Annotated in this window: 16 protein-coding genes; 7 read left to right on the forward strand and 9 right to left on the reverse strand. The window is 66.4% G+C overall.

Translation table 11 applies throughout. From position 1 onward, the window contains the following. The first annotated feature begins 48 nt into the window (after positions 1-48). From BLV31_RS13975 to ppnP, 4 genes are all read left to right on the forward strand, one after another. Complete coding sequence (locus BLV31_RS13975; protein WP_064061004.1) at positions 49-273, forward strand: hypothetical protein; 225 nt, start codon at positions 49-51, stop codon at positions 271-273. Positions 274-550: 277 nt separating this feature from the next. After that, on the forward strand, positions 551-988 hold the full coding sequence (locus BLV31_RS13980) for an amphi-Trp domain-containing protein (protein ID WP_064061003.1): 438 nt from the start codon (positions 551-553) through the stop codon (positions 986-988). Between the two features lie 3 nt (positions 989-991). Then, entirely contained in the window at positions 992-1,606 is a 615-nt protein-coding gene (locus tag BLV31_RS25885; RefSeq protein WP_064061002.1) for a CGNR zinc finger domain-containing protein, read from the forward strand. A 246-nt stretch (positions 1,607-1,852) separates the two neighbouring features. Then, on the forward strand, positions 1,853-2,176 hold the full coding sequence (ppnP, locus tag BLV31_RS13990) for a pyrimidine/purine nucleoside phosphorylase (protein WP_006552067.1): 324 nt from the start codon (positions 1,853-1,855) through the stop codon (positions 2,174-2,176). Positions 2,177-2,271: 95 nt separating this feature from the next. Here ppnP and BLV31_RS13995 read toward each other — a convergent pair whose 3' ends face one another. Continuing rightward, on the reverse strand, positions 2,272-3,759 hold the full coding sequence (locus BLV31_RS13995) for a DHA2 family efflux MFS transporter permease subunit (RefSeq protein WP_064061001.1): 1,488 nt from the start codon (positions 3,757-3,759) through the stop codon (positions 2,272-2,274). Between the two features lie 77 nt (positions 3,760-3,836). After that, positions 3,837-4,556 carry a PadR family transcriptional regulator gene (locus tag BLV31_RS14000; RefSeq protein WP_248846245.1) on the reverse strand — a complete coding sequence of 240 codons (720 nt, stop codon included), beginning with the start codon at positions 4,554-4,556 and terminating at the stop codon, positions 3,837-3,839. Between the two features lie 378 nt (positions 4,557-4,934). Here BLV31_RS14000 and BLV31_RS25035 point away from each other — a divergent pair, with 378 nt between their 5' ends. Further along, positions 4,935-5,231 carry a hypothetical protein gene (locus BLV31_RS25035; RefSeq protein ID WP_064061000.1) on the forward strand — a complete coding sequence of 99 codons (297 nt, stop codon included), beginning with the start codon at positions 4,935-4,937 and terminating at the stop codon, positions 5,229-5,231. Positions 5,232-5,463: 232 nt separating this feature from the next. On the opposite strand, the gene BLV31_RS25040 is transcribed toward BLV31_RS25035, so the two are convergent. The 5 genes from BLV31_RS25040 to BLV31_RS14030 form a co-directional block, all read right to left on the reverse strand. Continuing rightward, positions 5,464-5,667: a hypothetical protein gene (locus tag BLV31_RS25040; protein ID WP_064060999.1), complete on the reverse strand. Its 204-nt coding sequence runs from the start codon at positions 5,665-5,667 to the stop codon at positions 5,464-5,466. 66 nt (positions 5,668-5,733) lie between these two features. Further along, entirely contained in the window at positions 5,734-5,997 is a 264-nt protein-coding gene (locus BLV31_RS14015) for a WhiB family transcriptional regulator (protein ID WP_006552065.1), read from the reverse strand. Continuing rightward, positions 5,994-6,617, reverse strand: a complete 624-nt coding sequence (locus BLV31_RS14020; RefSeq protein WP_064060998.1) for a LutC/YkgG family protein — start codon at positions 6,615-6,617, stop codon at positions 5,994-5,996. Before BLV31_RS14020 ends, BLV31_RS14015 begins: the two co-directional genes overlap by 4 nt. Next, the gene (locus BLV31_RS14025) at positions 6,614-8,116 is read right to left on the reverse strand and encodes a LutB/LldF family L-lactate oxidation iron-sulfur protein (protein WP_006552063.1); all 1,503 of its coding nucleotides are present in this window, start codon (positions 8,114-8,116) and stop codon (positions 6,614-6,616) included. Before BLV31_RS14025 ends, BLV31_RS14020 begins: the two co-directional genes overlap by 4 nt. Beyond that, entirely contained in the window at positions 8,113-8,877 is a 765-nt protein-coding gene (locus BLV31_RS14030; protein WP_064061041.1) for a (Fe-S)-binding protein, read from the reverse strand. Before BLV31_RS14030 ends, BLV31_RS14025 begins: the two co-directional genes overlap by 4 nt. 200 nt (positions 8,878-9,077) lie before the next feature. Here BLV31_RS14030 and BLV31_RS14035 point away from each other — a divergent pair, with 200 nt between their 5' ends. Continuing rightward, positions 9,078-10,823 (forward strand): L-lactate permease, encoded by a 1,746-nt coding sequence (locus tag BLV31_RS14035; protein ID WP_024100946.1) that lies wholly within the window; start codon positions 9,078-9,080, stop codon positions 10,821-10,823. A 26-nt stretch (positions 10,824-10,849) separates the two neighbouring features. After that, a complete protein-coding gene (locus tag BLV31_RS14040; protein WP_006552060.1) occupies positions 10,850-11,560 on the forward strand; it encodes a FadR/GntR family transcriptional regulator in 711 nt (236 codons plus the stop codon). Here BLV31_RS14040 and BLV31_RS14045 read toward each other — a convergent pair. Both BLV31_RS14045 and nhaA read right to left on the reverse strand, forming a co-directional pair. Continuing rightward, a complete protein-coding gene (locus BLV31_RS14045; protein WP_064060996.1) occupies positions 11,533-12,801 on the reverse strand; it encodes a glycosyltransferase family 87 protein in 1,269 nt (422 codons plus the stop codon). The two genes, BLV31_RS14040 and BLV31_RS14045, sit on opposite strands and share 28 nt — an antisense overlap. Continuing rightward, entirely contained in the window at positions 12,798-14,024 is a 1,227-nt protein-coding gene (gene nhaA, locus BLV31_RS14050; protein WP_064061040.1) for a Na+/H+ antiporter NhaA, read from the reverse strand. Before nhaA ends, BLV31_RS14045 begins: the two co-directional genes overlap by 4 nt. Between the last annotated feature and the right edge of the window lie 186 nt (positions 14,025-14,210).

Genomic DNA, 14,210 nt, shown 5'->3' on the forward strand with positions numbered 1-14,210 from the left:
AGCACTCATGACTGTTTCACGCGGCCCTGGTCGTACCCCTCACCGCCGATGACGGGCTCACCGCTGTGCGCGGCGACGACGCCTCCCATCCGGCACGTCGGATTGCCCGGCCGGCTCTGCGGCTCCTCGACTGCTCCCGAACTCGACGGCATCTGCGTCCGCACCTCGGCCGGTCAGTGCCTGCACCACCATCTCGAGGTCGTGCAGCGTCACCTCATCTGCCGACGAACGGCCTTCTTCATCTCGAACGGAACGGGCCATGACAACTCCTGACAGAAGAACCACCGACCGCACCGTCGACCGTCGCAACACGAACAGAACCATCGCCACACGAACCGGCACCGGCAAGGCACCGGGCCCGACATCATCGGCAGGCCTGCGACACCGGCAAGTCTAATCGCGCCCGGAAGTACTTTCGCCGCGATCGGTCGCGCGCACGTAACTTGCCAGGACGGCGAACCTCGAAATCGTCACGACTCCTCGTTCACGACTCCTGCCTACCCCGCGGCAGATACCGTGGATGCATACTTCACCGAGGTCAGGAGTTGCCGTGCCGAAGCTGGAGATCAAGCAGAAGGCCGAACTTTCCCGCAAGCAGGCATCCGAGCGGTTGATCGCACTCGGCCGCGCCTTGGCGACGGGATCCGAAGTGGAACTGGACTCGGGCGGTGACACCATTTCGCTCGTCGTCGCCGACCGACTCGAATGGGAACTCGAGATCGAGGTGGACGGCGACCAGGTCGAGATCGAGGTCGAATTCAGTTGGCGCGACGCACCATCCGACAGCCCAAAAGCCGATGCGGACGAGGAGGAGGACGAGGAACCGGACGAGGAGCCGGACGAGGAAGCGGACACCGCCGAAGGTTCGGATGAGGACCCGGGTGAAGACGAGGACGAAGGCGAGCCGCAGCAAACCGAGCCGCGACGAAGAGCCCCGGTCAAGAAGACGGCGCGGCGTGGCCGGCCACGTAAACGCGTCGCCGACTGATCGATGCACAGCCCCTGCCCGTCCACCAATTTCCTGAGCAGCCGCTACTACGACGGTCGCGGCATCACCGACCTGTTCGACTCGCCCGACCGGGCCCACGCGTGGATGCAGACACTGAATGAAGAGATCAGCTTCCCTCGATCACCTTTCACACCGACCGAGGACCAGCTCGCGCAACTCCGACAACTCCGCGACACGCTCGGCTCCGTCTACCGCGACACGCTCGACGGTGATCCGGCCCAGGCAGCGGCCCACCTGCGCACGGTGCTCGATCGCACACGCATCACTCCCGGCATCGTTGTCGGTGACGATCGCCTCCACGTCCGCTGGACCACGGACTCCCACGACCCGTTCGAGGAATTGGTCGCCGAAATCGCCGTATCCGCAATCACAGCGGTAACCGGTCACGCGGCAACCTTGCTGTGCAAGTGCGAGGCACCACGGTGCGTGCTGTACTTCACCCGACTCAACGCACGTCAGCACTGGTGCAGTGACGTGTGCGGCAATCGCGCACGTGTCGCTCGCGCCGCAAGGACGCGCCGGAAATCGCATCCCGCAGAAGGCTCACAACCGAAAAGCGAGGCTCACAACCCTGGTGGTCGACCCTCCGGGTTGTGAGCCTCACTTCTGCATTGTGAGCCTCCCGTCGAACGCCATCTGCGGTCAGCGGGCGTAGCGGTCAGCGGGCGTAGCGGTCGGCGAGCTCGGTTCCGATCCGCGTCAGTTCCTCCTGCACCGAGACCAGCTCGAGGACCTCGACATCGTCGACTCCGTGAAGGTCCCCTGAGATACACCTCGCGACGGACGTGCGCACACCGACCCCGACGACCGGCGACCTGCACCCGCCTCGCTACGCTCCAGCCCATGAGTGAGCCGACTTCGACCTACGCCAACGTGACGCTCGACCCGCGTGCCAACGTCTACTTCGACGGCAAGTGCGTCAGCCACAACTTCCATCTGGCGGATGGAACCCGTAAGTCGGCCGGCGTGATCCTTCCCGCGACCCTGAACTTCGGCACCGTTGCACCGGAGGTCATGGAGCTGCACAGCGGCGCGTGCCGCGTCCGATTGGCCGGCGGCGAGGACTGGACCTCCTACGGTGCAGGCGACTCCTTCTCGGTGCCCGGCGACTCGTCGTTCGACATCGAGGTCACCGAGGCCGTCAGCTACGTCTGCCACTACGGCTGACCACACCCTCAGCATGTGAGAACGCTCCCACCGAGTCCTGCTCGGTGGGAGCGTTCTTCCGTTCGTGGCGACCGGCCACTACATACGAACCCGGCTCAGCCGGTGACCTCTGCGCGATCCGGCGAAGCTCCGGCCTGCGCCTTCCGCTGCGACGATGCGTGACCGACGAACATCGCCGACGCCACGATCCCGATGATCAGAACCGACGCGGGCAGCAGCATCGACTGGCTCAGCGCGGTGCTGAACTTCTCGGCGATCTGCTCCGGGAGAGCGGCTCCCATCGTGGCTCCGCCGCCTTCACCGGCTTGCACCTCACCGAGCCCTTGCGCGGCCATCAAGGACGAGATCAGAGCACCGATCGCGGCGCTGCCCAGCACCGAACCGACCTGGCGGGTGGTGTTGTAGATGCCGGCACCGGCGCCCGCCTGATGGATGGGCAGGTTGTGCGTGGCGGTGGAGGCCAGCGGTGCCCAGATGCACGAGTTGGACACGCCGGCGATACCGGCGATGAGCAGGAACAGCACGATGGGGCTGTCCGGCGTCATGAGCACCGCGAAGCCGAAGATCGTCGCGGAGAAGAGCGTGAAGCCGACGGTGGGCAGCACCCGGGGCGGCATCCGGTCGGAGAACTTACCGATGAGCGGTGCCGTCAGACCGGTGACGATCGCCATCGGGGCGAAGATCAGGGCGGCTTTCGTGGGCGAGAATCCGCGGACCGTCTCGAGATAGAAGTAGGCCGGAACCATCAGGGCGGTCATGGCTGCGCCCATCGACGAGATCGCGATGTTCGACATCGAGAAGTTCCGGTCGCGGAACAGGGCCAACGGCACGAGGGGTTCGCCCTTGTTGCGCGCCTGGTTGAAGACGAACAGCACCATCACCGCGATACCCGCGAGGATCATCGTCCAGGTCCATACGTCCCAGTCGCGGCTGGAACCTTCCTGGATTCCGAAGACCAGCAGGAACAATCCGACGCCGCTGAGGATCACGCCGACGACGTCGAACTTGTGCGGTTGGGTCTCGAGACTGGGCACCAGCCATGCCGCCAACACGAAGGCGATGATGCCGACCGGGACGTTGATGTAGAAGATCCAGTTCCAGCCCTGCCAGTCGACCAGTACACCGCCGACGAGGGGCCCGAGCAGCGAGGCCAGTCCGGCGACCGCGCCCCACAGACCCATGGCGGTGCCACGCTTGTCGGGCGCGAAGGTGCGGGTGATGGTCGCCATCGTCTGCGGCGTCATCAGCGCCGCGCCGAGTCCCTGGACGGCGCGGGCGGCGATGAGCATCTCGATGGTGCCGGAGGTCGCGCACCACAGCGACGCCGCGGTGAACACCACCAGGCCCGCGAGATAGACGTGCTTGGGTCCGAGCCGGTCGCCGAGACGACCGGTGAACAGCAGGGGCACCGCATAGGTGAGCAGATAGGCGCTGGTCACCCAGACGACCTGATTGATGTCGGCCTGCAGGTCGGCCATGATCGCCGGGTTGGCCACCGCGACGATGGTCAGATCCAGCAGGATCATGAAGAACCCGACCACCAGGGCCGACAGGCCCCACCACGGATTACGTTCGGTTTGCATCGATTTCGTTCCTGTTCGTACCGGTCGAGTACGACCGGCGATCTATTGGGTCGAGGTGTTCCGGTTCGGTCGTTGCACTACGACCGACCGGGACCGCTACTTTCCGCACTGCTCCTCCGCAGTTCGGCGAGAGTCTCGTCCGTCAGCGCCGCACCCCAGTCGCGGCCGAGATCACGGGGCGGGTCCGGAAGTCGTCGATCGGCGGCATCGACGCTCTGCCACACCAGGGAGCCGTCGCGGATCTCCTCGATCAGTGCACGAAGCCACTCCGATTCGTGGGCGGTCCTGTCCCGGAGGAAGTCGACGGCCACCCAGTAGCGACGCGGCACGCCGTTGTCCGCGGCCCACGTGCGGATCGCGTCGAACTCGACAAGTTCCTCGTCGAGCCTGTCGATGCGCTCGCCGAGGAGGACGACGACCTCGTCGGCCGGAAGGTTGTGCGATTCGGCGAGGCCGAGGGGAAAGATCGGATACTCCCGCGCCGGGCGTCGGATGATCTCGGCGAGGCGGGCCCGCACGGTCGCGGCACCGGCCTCGGTGATGCTGTAGGTGGTGCGCTCGGGCCGATTACCTGCGCGTTCGGTGCCCTCCTGCCGGATCAGTCCGCTTTCCGCGAGACGGGAAACGGTGTGGTACAGCGAGCTCGGCCGAAGCTTGATCAGGTTGTCCTCGCGGCGCCTGAGCAGAAGCTGGGTCGCTCGACATCGGCACGCTCGAGCGACCCCGGAATCGGCGCGTCCGGGTGGCAGAATGCCTGGGGGTGGAGGCCGATTCGCCGACGCACACCGGATGGGCACGTCCGAAGGAAGGACTTTCGAGTAGTCCGCTACGCATGGTTCCGCAGCACCGAGGGTGATGCTTCATTCGATGCCGCTTCCGGAGCAGGAGAGGATCCGTCATGGCCGACCTGGACTCCCCATCGACCCGCGAGGTCTGCGGAACGCCGGACAGGGCAGCGCGCACCGGCCCCGACAGGTGTCGGGAGCATTCCGGTCGTCGTTCACGTCGCGCATGATCCCGCGTCGCCGTCCCAGATCCTCAACTACGCCCGGTTCCCCGGCGGACCGGCAGCGACCGACGGTGTCGTCATCGCCCACTCGTGCTTCGGGACCACCGGCACAGCGCGACCTCCCTTCCATCTCGGTCGCACCGCGACATACGAGATCGGTCGCTGGTTGAGCCTACGCCGCATCTGGGGCGACGACGGCGATGCGATGCTCATGTTCACCTCCGGGCAGTCGCTCCGCATGCGGGCGTACCTGGAAGGACCGCGTGCGCCGTTCCTGCTCGGGGCGATGGACCCGGCCCAGACGGACCCACTCGCGCTCGGTCCGTCCGGCAACGGCGGGACACGAGCCGATACCTCGGCACTTGTGTCACTCGACGGCAAGGTGGACGAGCTGCGACGTCAGATCGCCTCGCTCCGGTCGCTTCTCGATCAGATCGGCGCAATCCTGGACCGCGTCGGCTGATCACCCACCACGGACCCGTCAGGACGCACTGTGAGCGAACCGTCGTCGATCATCGGTACCTGGTTCCATTCCTACGAGGAGGACACCGACACCGCGAGGGTCTACCGCCCCTCGCGGGTTTCCGTTTCCTCGCTCACGAGGTCCTCACGTTCGAATCGGGGCAACCATGAACCTGAGATGAGCGGTTCCGGCCGATGCGACGCACCGGCCGGAACCCGTCGTTCGAATACGGTCACGATCTGTGCAGCCACACATCGACGCTGCCGAACCCCATGTTGTCCGCGCGACCGTCCCCGGTTGTATCCACCAGGAACCGCGGATGCCGATCGGTGCGCCACGATCCGGCGTTGTACCCGAGATTGTTGACGGCGAGCTGCGGCACCCATACGAGGTGCCCGCGAGTGAAGCCGCAGACAGTGAACGTGTTGCCCTTCATCAGGCACGGGACGCCACCTGCGGCCGCGCAGTTCTCGAGGTCGGAAAGACCGAAGATCGTGTGCGGTCAGTGGTTGAGATGTTGCAGCCGTTCGTGTTCCGACAGTCCACCCCACACTCCGTGCGGTTCGCCGCTGAGTATCGCGTGGGTGCGGCACTCGGCCAGCACCGGGCAGTTCGCGCAGATGCGCTTCGCGACGACCTCGCGCCGCCTGCGGATGTTCGGTGGTTCGCCCTCCGGGGCGAAGAAGAAGTACTCGTCGGAGGTCCGGCAGTTGGCATGCTGTTGCCATCCGAGTCGCGGCCGGACACGCTCGGTCAGCATGGTCATCCGACCATCACCACCTCCAGTGTGCGGGGGCCGTGCACGCCCTCGACGCGTTCGAGTTCGATGTCCGACGTCGCGGACGGTCCGCTGATCATCGTGATCGGCCGCTCCGGGACGAGCCGGGCCAGCGCTTCGGGCACTCCCACCTCGACGTCGCCCATCGCCACCACACACACGTGCAGGTCGGGGACCAGTGTCAGCGCGCGTCGCCCCTGGTCGGGGTTGCCGTCGAGGAAGATCGTGCCCGTCTCGGCGCAGGTGACCGCAGAGCCGGTGACGACCCCGTCGAGATCACCGAGGTCGGCTGCAGGTCGGTCGGTGGAGTCGACCACCACCTCGCCACCGAACTCCGCCATCCACGAGCGTTCCAGGCCCTCCGGGATCCCGACGCGGCGCACCCCGCGATCCGTGAGAATCTTCGCCAGCACTACGGGTAGATCCTCCGGCGTGCTCTGGTGCACGTGGGCCTTGTAGTCGACCAGTCGGTCGACCAACAGCTCACGGCGTTCGGCGTCCGGCAGGGTGCGTCCGAGACGGTAGTCGCGCGGTACCTCGACCGGTACCGGCGGTGCCAGGGTCTGCGCCGAACGGATCCGGCCGAGAATCGCGTCGCGACTGCTCATCGCTGCTGTCCTTCCTCGCGTGCCTTCGCGAGCGCGGCACGTCCTTCGTCGGATGCCCACCATTGCCGGAAGGTCTGTTTCGGCGGGGCCGGCATGTCGCGGGCGTCTGTCCAGCCGGCCAGTGGACCGGGAAGATGGGTGATCTTTCCCTTCTTGCCGGCGAGGACGCGGCCGAGCCCGGCGGCCTTCTGCGCGGCCGTCCAGCGTCGTGAGGTCGACATGGCCAGCGAGGCGGCCTTCATCGCCGCGGCCTCGGGTCCGAAGCGGGCGTGTTCGACCTTCTGGTGGCGCAGTTCCACCAGCAACGAGGGGATGTCGATCTTGACGGGGCAGGCGTCGTAGCAGGCACCGCACAGGCTCGATGCGAACGGCAGGCTGGCGTTGGGGTCGTCGGGTTCGTCCATCCCGGCCAATTGCGGGCTGAGGACGGCGCCGATCGGGCCCGGATAGGTCGAGCCGTAGGCGTGGCCTCCGGTGCGCTCGTAGACCGGGCACACGTTCAGGCAGGCCGAGCAACGGATGCAGTGCAGTGCTTCACGTCCGATCTCGTCGGCGAGCGCGGCGGTGCGGCCGTTGTCCAGCAGTACGAGGTGGAATTCCTGCGGGCCGTCGCCGGGGGTGACACCGGTCCACATCGACGTGTAGGGATTCATGCGCTCTCCCGTCGACGAGCGCGGCAGCAGCTGCAGGAACACCTCGAGGTCGCGGAAGGTGGGCAGCAGCTTCTCGATACCCATGACGGTGATGAGCGTCTGCGGCAGCGTCAGGCACATGCGGCCGTTGCCCTCGGATTCGACGACGGCGAGGGTGCCGGTCTCGGCGATGCCGAAGTTCGCGCCCGACACCGCAACCGGCACCGTCATGAACTTGTGTCGCAAGAATTTTCGTGCCGCGGCTGCGAGATGGCGGGGGTTGTCGTCGAGGTCGGGGTCGACGTCCGGCATCTCACGCAGGAAGATCTCGCGGATCTCGGCGCGGTTGCGGTGGATGGCAGGCACGAGGATGTGCGAGGGCTTGTCGTGGCCGAGCTGGACGATGAGCTCGGCGAGGTCGGTCTCGTAGGCCGCGATCCCTTGTTCCTCGAGGTGCTCGTTGAGTCCGATCTCCTGGGTGGCCATCGATTTGACCTTGATGACCTCGTCGGATCCCGTCTTCCGGATCAGGTCGGTGACGATGGCGTTGGCCTCGGCGGCGTCGGCCGCCCAGTGCACCACGCCGCCGCGCGCGGTCACCGCCTCCTCGAGCTGGGTGAGCAACTCCGGGAGGCGGTTGAGCACGTCGGTCTTGATGGCGGCGCCGGCGTCGCGCAGTTGCTCCCAGTCGGGCAGTTCCCCGGTGACGTCCAGTCGCTTGGCACGGATCGTGTGGGTGGCCTTGCCGATGTTGCGGCGCAACTGCGGGTTCGCGAGTTCCTGGTGCGCTGCGTCGGGAAACTTCCTGATGCCGCGCAGATTTCCGGATCCACGCGGCGGGACGACGGGCATACCGAGTGCGGTCACGCGGGCACTCCCTTGGGGGCGACGGCCGGTTCCACGGAGGCGAGGATCTCGGCGAGGTGGATGGTGCGGGTACCGGTGCGCAGTCGTGTGAGACCGCCACCGATGTGCATCAGACACGACGAGTCGCCGGCGCTGCAGTATTCGGCACCGGTGGCGGCGACATTGTTCAGCTTGTCGGCGAGCATCGCGGTGGAGGTCTCGGCGTTCTTGATCGCGAAGGTGCCGCCGAATCCGCAGCACGAGTCGGCCTCGGGCAGTTCGACGAGGTCGATCTCGCGCACGGCCCGCAACAGCTGGAGCGGCTTCTCCCCCACTCGCAGCATCCGCAGCGAGTGGCAGGTGGGGTGATAGGTCACCCGGTGGGGGAAGTAGGCGCCGACGTCGGTGACGCCGAGGACGTCGACGAGGAATTCGGACAACTCGTACGTCTTGGCCTTGACGGTGTCGACCCGCCCGCACAACGACGCGGAACCGTAACGGGAGGCGACGATTTCGTGCTGGTGGCGAACGGATCCGACGCATGATCCGGAAGGGGCGACGACGGCGTCGATATTGGTGTCGTCGAAGGCATCGACGTAGTTCTCGACGAGCGGCAGCGCGTCGGGTTGGTAACCGGTGTTGACGTGCATCTGGCCGCAGCAGGTCTGGCGTTCGGGGAAGACGACGTCGTGCCCGAGCCGGGTGAGGAGCAGGGCGGTGGCCGAAACGGCCTTCGGGAACATCGTGTCGCCGAGGCACGTCGCGAACAGGGCGATTCGCATGGAGATCTCCGCATCGGGGGTGTGGTCTGACCACATTGAACCACACGTTCCGGAGATGCGCCGCACATTTTCGGATATCGACCGCACATTCCGTCAGGGGGTCGACTGTGACGCGGACCATGGTGTACCTTCACGTGGTCTGACCACATCGGTCGAAATCACATCCGCCGCCGACAGCGGCGCAACCACAGGAGTTTCGTGTGGCAACCCGTATATCGGCGGTGACATTCACTCCCGCCACTGACGCCATCGCAGGCAGCCTCACCGCATCGGCTCTCGTGGGCCTTGCGCCGCTGCTGACCTTCTTCGTCCTGCTCGCCGGCTTCAAGCTCAAGGCCTGGTATTCCGGACTCGGTGCCCTCGTCGTCGCGCTCGTCGTCGCGATCATCGGTTTCGACATGCCCGCGCCGCTGGCCGGCCTGTCCGCCCTGCAGGGCATCACCTTCGGGCTCTTCCCGGTGATGTGGATCGTGATCACCGCGATCTGGTTCTACGAACTCACCGTCGTCAGTGGCCGGTTCGAGGATCTGCGGCGCATCTTCAACTCGATCGGTCACGGCGACATGCGGATCCAGGCGATGCTCATCGCTTTCTGTTTCGGCGGCATGCTCGAAGCACTCGCCGGATTCGGCGCACCCGTCGCGATCACCGGCGCCATGCTCGTCACCCTCGGTATGCCCGCCCTGCGGGCCGCGGTCACGGTCCTGATCGCCAACACCGCACCGGTCGCCTTCGGCGCCATGGCCATCCCGATCACCACCGCCGGCGCCCTGACCGACATCCCCGCCACCGAGATCGCTGCCGTCGTCGGCCGTCAGACACCCGTCCTGGCGCTCTTCGTGCCGCTGTTGCTGCTCTTCCTCGTCGACGGTCGTCGCGGTGTCCGGCAGGCCTGGCCGATCGCACTGGTCACCGGCACGACCTTCGCACTCGCCCAGTTCTGGTGCTCGAGCCACTTCTCGTACGAACTCACCGATGTCGTCGCCTCGCTCGCCGGCCTCACCGCAGCCGTGCTCATGCTCCAGGTCTGGAAGCCGCGGACCCCCGAGGACCAACTATCACGCACCCGCACCCGCACCGATGCCGTCGCGGTCCAGGCCGGCAAGGAGGGACCCGGAGGCGCTCACGCTCCGCAGCGTCCCGTCGCCGACGAATCGCTGACCGCTTCGCGCGTCGTCATGGCCCTGTTCCCGTATCTACTGGTCATCACGGTGTTCGGTATCGCGAAGCTGTGGACCGTCGGTGTCGATCTGCCGGAACGTCTCGCCGCCACCGATGTCAAGATCGAGTGGCCCGGCCTGTACGGCAATCTGATCACGGGCAACGGCGACGCATCGAGCAGCGCGGTCTACACGTTCTCGTGGCTGTCGTCGCCGGGAACACTGCTGCTGCTCAGCGGCGCGATCGTCACCCTCGTCTACGCACGGTGGGACAGCGGTGGCATGTTCCCGCTGACCGTCCGCCGGGCCGCGGCCACCTTCGGCACCACCGTCGTGAGGATGAAGCTCGCCATCGCCACGGTGGCCACCGTCCTGGGTCTGAGCTACGTGATGAATCAGTCCGGCCAAACCGTCGCGATCGGCACGTGGCTCGCCGGAACCGGCGCGATCTTCGCCCTGTTCTCCCCGATCCTCGGTTGGCTCGGCACCGCCGTCACAGGCTCGGACACCTCCGCCAACGCCCTGTTCGCCCGCCTGCAGCAGGCCGCCGGGCAGACCGCCGGCATCGACCCGACTCTGCTGGTCGCGGCGAACACCTCCGGTGGTGTGGTCGGCAAGCTGATCAGCCCGCAGAATCTCACCATCGCTGCCACCGCAGTCGATCGGCCGGGCAGCGAATCGGTGTTGCTGCGCAAGGTGATCGGCTACAGCGTCGCGATGCTCGTCATCCTCTGTGTGCTGGTCTACCTGCAGTCCACCCCGGTGTTGTCCTGGATGCTTCCCTGATCCGGAATCGACTAGGCTCTGAAGTCATGTCGTCGTCCGAGGGTCGTGCGTGGGAGCAGGTGCTCAACCACTTGGAGCAGATGCTGGTCACGGGAGAACTCGGCCCGGGCCAGCGTCTGCCCCCGGAGCGCACGCTCGCCGCACAACTCGGCGTCGGCCGGTCCTCTGTTCGTGAGGCGCTGCGGGTGATGGAAGCCCTCGGTCTGCTCAGCACCCACACCGGATCCGGGCCGAACGCCGGCGCGATGATCGTCTCGCGACCCACCGGCGGGATGTCGATGCTCATGCGCCTGCAGGTCGCCGCGCAGAACTTCCCGGTCTCCGACATCGTCCGCACGCGCCTGGTGCTCGAGACGGAAGTGATGCAGACTCTGGCCGACCGGACCCCGGCACCGGAGCTCATCCAGGCCGAGGAACTCTTGGACGCGATGGACGATCCGGAGTTGGCCGCACCCGAGTTCCTGGTTCTCGATGCCCAGTTCCACGTCGCGATGGCCGACGCGGCGGGCAACCTCGTCGTCGCGGCGATGATGGCCGGTCTGCGCGACTCCATCGAGAGCTACGTCCTCGCGGGCGCACCAAGTACCGACTGGCCCATGACCTGCGTGCGGCTGCGTCACGAGCACCGTGGTCTCGTCGACGCGGTCCGCGCCGGCGATGCCACGCTCGCCCGCAAGCGCATCGTCGAGCACATCCGCGGTTACTACACTCAGAGTTTCGGCGCCGACGCGTTCTGACGTCCGACTCGGGCGATGTCCACCGAATGGTCTGTGACCGGTTCGGGGACGCGTGTGGATCGTCGGCGATCGACCAGCACCGCGAATACCACGATGAGCAGCAGCGACCACCCCCAGGTAGGGCGCATGTACTCGGCATACCGTCCCGCCTCCACCCATCTGCCCGAGTACCATTCGTCGGCACTGAGGAAGCCGTACACCGCCAGCCAGGCCGGCCAGTTCCGCATCACGGACTGTGGGAGGACCACGCTCATGAGCAACGGGAACAGGAGCATCGAGTAGTACATCTGCCCGAGCGAACCGAGCAGGAACGACGCGGTCATCAGCACGCCGGCACCGGTGACTACGAAGAACACCTCGTCGTGCCGGTGGTAGCGGTGGAGCAGATACATCGTGGCCGCGGCGAGGAACGCGAAACCGATGCGCAGCGCGAGGATCAGTGGTTCGGGCAGACCGTAGTAGGTGCCATTGCCGGTGATCGAACTGTTGAAGTAGTCGCGGGACTGCAACAGATACGGAACGGTGCGTTCGACGAACTGCCACGGATCCGCAGCCCACGGCCACGCCAATGCGGTGAGCCCGACCGGCACCAATGCGGCGGTCAGGAGAACCTTGCTCTGGCGGCGCAGCACGGGAAGCAACAGCAACGGCGCGAGAATCGGTTTGATCGCGAAGGTCACCCCGATCGCCGCGCCCGCCCAGAGGTCCCGCCGCGCCAGCAACAGCGTCAGGAACGCCACCTGGCCGAGCAGGATCACCCCGTTGATGTTGGTGAACACCAGGGTGTTGATCACCGATTCGGACGCGAAGGCGACCGTCACCGCGATCGGGAACACCGTCGATCGCGCCGTGTACCCGAACATCCGCACGACGAGATACACGGCGACGAGGACGGCCGCCGCGTTGACCCCGATGAACGCCCATCGCGAGAGTTCGTGTTCGAGGACCGCGAACGGTGCGATCAGCAGCGAACCCGACGGCGGGTAGAGGTAGTGCGGGTCGACGTGTTCGTACGTCGCTGTGTAGACCGGTTCACGGTTCCAGAAGGCGACGGCTGCGCGGTAGACGCCAGTGAAGTCGTCCGTGCGCGCACCGTCCACGGCGCGGATCACCGTGCGATGGACGACGAGCATCACGGCGACCGGCCAGAAGACACACTTCAGCAGAGCCTGCGGTGACCGCACGGTCGGCTGGACCCACCACGGCCCACCGTCCCGACCGCGATCCGAGCTCTCGCTCATCGCTGATAAACGTCGGGAATCCCGTCGCCGTCCTCGTCGACCCGCTCGGCCGCCGTGATCCTGCGGTAGGCACGGTTACGGGCGACGAGAACAGTCGAGGCCAGAGCGGCGCTGAGCAACGATCCGCACAGCACGGCCACCTTCACGTGATCGGCTGCGACGGTGCCTGCACCGTAAGCGAGGTCGCCGATGAGCAGGGACACCGTGAAGCCGATACCGCCGAGCAGGGACACACCCAGCACGTCCACCCAACTCAGCTCGTCGTCGAGATGTGCTCGGGTGAAGCGCGCCACCAGGTAGCTGACCCCGAAGATTCCGACGACCTTGCCGACGACCAGACCGGCGATCACCCCGGCGGAGATGGGATCGGTGAGGGCGTTCGCCAGGCCGGTGAATCCGCCGACGGTGACGCCGGCGGCGAAGAAGGCGAAGACCGGCACGGCAATTCCGGCGGACAGCGGCCGGATCCGGTGTTCGACGTGCTCGGCGACCGGAATCGTGCGGTCCCCCACCTGCCGGGCGACGGGAACCGCGAAGCCGAGCAGTACACCGGCGATGGTCGCGTGCACACCGGATTCGTGGACCAGCCACCAGGTCACTGCCGCCAACGACGCCAGGAGCCACCAGGCACCGAAGCCGCGTCGGAGCGCGATGCCGAACAGCGCCAACGGGATCAGCGCCCCGCCCAGGTAGAGCAGGTTCACCTCGTCGGTGTAGAAGACCGCGATCACGGTCACGGCGAGCAGGTCGTCGACCACGGCGAGGGTGAGCAGGAACGTTCGCAGCGCCGACGGGAGATGACTACCGATGACGGCGAGAATCGCTACGGCGAACGCGATGTCGGTGGCCGTCGGGACCGCCCATCCGTTCAACGCGTCGGCGCCACCACGAAGATTGATGACGGCGAAGATCAGGGCCGGGACGATCATGCCGCCCAGGGCGGCGGTCACCGGCATGGCGGCACGCCGCAGGTCCCGCAGACTGCCTTCGACGAATTCCCGTTTGAGCTCGACGCCGACGACGAAGAAGAACACGGCGAGCAGTCCGTCGGCCGCCCAGGTGCCCAGGGACAGGTCCAGGTGCCATGACGCCGGACCGATACGGGTCTCTCGCAGGGCGTGGTAGGAGTCCGACCATCCGGTGTTCGCCCAGATCAATGCGATGACGGCGCCGATGAGCAGCAGGACACCGCCGACGGTCTCCTTGCGGAGGATCTCCGTCACACGGCGTGTGTCCTGCCATGTTCCGCGAGAGAGGAAAGGGACTCCGGAGAAGATGTTCGGCATCACAGGTCCTCGGAATTCTCGACGGCACGCGGTACGCGAACGTGGACCGGCTGGGTCGGATGCACCCGATCCGCATGGGCGGCAGTATGTTCCGATCCTCGGAGTGGAATCGGATACCGAAAA

It is taken from the genome of Rhodococcus pyridinivorans (assembly GCF_900105195.1).
Lineage (GTDB): Bacteria > Actinomycetota > Actinomycetes > Mycobacteriales > Mycobacteriaceae > Rhodococcus > Rhodococcus pyridinivorans.

Bases quoted from the DNA above. Each gene is read 5' to 3' on its own strand.
- BLV31_RS13975 (WP_064061004.1), top strand. From the start codon at position 49: ATGACGGGCTCACCGCTGTGCGCGGCGACGACGCCTCCCATCCGGCAC.
- BLV31_RS25885 (WP_064061002.1), top strand. From the start codon at position 992: ATGCACAGCCCCTGCCCGTCCACCAATTTCCTGAGCAGCCGCTACTAC.
- ppnP (WP_006552067.1), top strand. From the start codon at position 1,853: ATGAGTGAGCCGACTTCGACCTACGCCAACGTGACGCTCGACCCGCGT.
- BLV31_RS13995 (WP_064061001.1), bottom strand. From the start codon at position 3,759: ATGCAAACCGAACGTAATCCGTGGTGGGGCCTGTCGGCCCTGGTGGTC.
- BLV31_RS25040 (WP_064060999.1), bottom strand. From the start codon at position 5,667: ATGAAGGGCAACACGTTCACTGTCTGCGGCTTCACTCGCGGGCACCTC.
- BLV31_RS14015 (WP_006552065.1), bottom strand. From the start codon at position 5,997: ATGACCATGCTGACCGAGCGTGTCCGGCCGCGACTCGGATGGCAACAG.
- BLV31_RS14020 (WP_064060998.1), bottom strand. From the start codon at position 6,617: ATGAGCAGTCGCGACGCGATTCTCGGCCGGATCCGTTCGGCGCAGACC.
- BLV31_RS14030 (WP_064061041.1), bottom strand. From the start codon at position 8,877: ATGCGAATCGCCCTGTTCGCGACGTGCCTCGGCGACACGATGTTCCCG.
- BLV31_RS14040 (WP_006552060.1), top strand. From the start codon at position 10,850: ATGTCGTCGTCCGAGGGTCGTGCGTGGGAGCAGGTGCTCAACCACTTG.
- BLV31_RS14045 (WP_064060996.1), bottom strand. From the start codon at position 12,801: ATGAGCGAGAGCTCGGATCGCGGTCGGGACGGTGGGCCGTGGTGGGTC.